Here is a 1,623-nt window from a genome sequence, read left to right as displayed (position 1 = left end):
GCCGGCCGCGGTGTCGCACCCACCTCGGTGAGCGTGGCGAGCACGGTGCCGACCGGCACGGTGGTGCCGGGCTCGACCAGCAGCGCCTCGACGACGCCGGCGGCGAACGACTCCACCTCGACGGCCGACTTGGAGGTGTCCACGACGGCGAGGACGTCGCCCTTGTGGACCTCGTCGCCGGGGTGCACCAGCCACTCCAGGAGCGTGCCCTCGTCCATGTCGGCGCCGAGGGAGGGCATCGTGAACTCGGCCATCGTCAGCCCTTGGTCCGGTGCGCGGCCGCCACGACGTCCTCGACCTGCGGCAGGGCGGCGTGCTCGAGGTGGCGCGCGTAGGGCATCGGCACCTCGGCGGAGCAGACCCTCTCGACCGGCGCGTCGAGGTCGTAGAAGGCCTGCTCCTGGATCCGGGCGACGATCTCGGCCGACAGGCTGACACTGCGCCAGCCCTCGTCGACGACGACGGCGCGGTGGGTGCGGCGGACGGAGTCGGTGATCGTCGCGTCGTCGAGCGGGCGCAGGGTCCGCAGGTCGACGACCTCCGCGGAGACGCCCTCGGCGTCCAGCGCCTCGGCGGCCTCCAGGGTCCGGGGCAGCATCCCGCCGTAGGTGATCAGCGAGACGTCGGTGCCGTTCCGGCGTACGGCGGCGTGGTCGATGTCGACCGCCCCGGCGTCCGCGGCGAGCTGCCCCTTCATCGTGTAGAGCGAGCCGTGCTCGAAGAGGAGGACCGGATCGGGGTCCGCGAGCGCCCCGGCCAGCATGCCGCGGGCGTCCTCGAGGGTCGCCGGCGTCACGATCCGCAGGCCCGGGATGTGGGCGAACCAGCCCTCGAGGCTGTGGGAGTGCTGGGCGGCGAGCTGGCGCCCGGCGCCGGTCGTCATCCGGATCACCAGCGGCACGTCGTACTGCCCTCCGGACATGTGCAGCAGCGAGGCGGCGTTGTTCATGATCTGGTCGAGGGCGAGCAGGCTGAAGTTGACCGTCATCACCTCGACGATCGGGCGCAGGCCCTGGATGGCGGCGCCGATGCCGGCACCGACGAACGCCGACTCCGACAGCGGGGTGTCGCGGACGCGCTCGGGCCCGAACTCCTCGAGCAGGCCGAGGCTGACCGCGAAGCAGCCGCCGTAACGGCCGACGTCCTCGCCCATCAGGAAGACCCGCTCGTCGCGGCGCAGGGCGTCGCGGATCGCCTCGCGCATGGCTTCGCGGTACGTCGTCCGGGTGGGCGTGGTGGTCGCCGCGCGCGCGGTCGTCGTCGTGGTCATGACCGGACCTCCTCGGAGTACACGAAGCGGGTGAGGTCCTCGACCGGCTCGAGGGGTGCGGCGTCCGCGGCCTCGGTGGCGCGGTCCACGGCCGCCAGCGTCTCGGCGCGCATCGCGTCCCACTGGGCGTCGTCGAGGACGCCGTCGGCGCGCAGCCGTGCGGCCAGCTGGTCGATCGGGTCGCGCTGCCGCCACAGCGCCACCTCCTCCTTGTCGCGGTAGCGCTCGGGGTCGTACATCGAGTGCGCGCGGAACCGGTAGGTGCGCAGCTCCAGGAACACCGGGCCCCCGCCTCCGCGGATCTCGGCGACCGCCTGCTCGGCGGCGTCCGCCACCGCGACGGCGTCCATGCC

The 1,623-nt window shown here is 73.5% G+C and carries 3 protein-coding genes; all 3 read right to left on the bottom strand.

Annotated elements, in window-relative coordinates:
- Positions 1 to 254 (bottom strand): biotin/lipoyl-containing protein (locus tag VGD85_RS06615; RefSeq protein ID WP_331062656.1); only part of this gene is annotated, 254 nt, incomplete at its 3' end.
- Between the two features lie 2 nt (positions 255 to 256).
- Positions 257 to 1,270, bottom strand: coding sequence for an alpha-ketoacid dehydrogenase subunit beta (locus VGD85_RS06610; RefSeq protein ID WP_331062655.1), 1,014 nt, complete (start codon positions 1,268 to 1,270; stop codon positions 257 to 259).
- A partial coding sequence (locus tag VGD85_RS06605; RefSeq protein ID WP_331062654.1) for a thiamine pyrophosphate-dependent enzyme occupies positions 1,267 to 1,623 on the bottom strand: 357 nt, incomplete at its 5' end. The genes VGD85_RS06605 and VGD85_RS06610, both read right to left, overlap by 4 nt.

It is taken from the genome of Nocardioides sp. (genome assembly GCF_036401255.1).
Classification (GTDB): domain Bacteria; phylum Actinomycetota; class Actinomycetes; order Propionibacteriales; family Nocardioidaceae; genus Nocardioides.
Note: the sequence above shows the minus strand (reverse complement) of the source record. Positions and strands in the feature narration are given on the sequence as shown.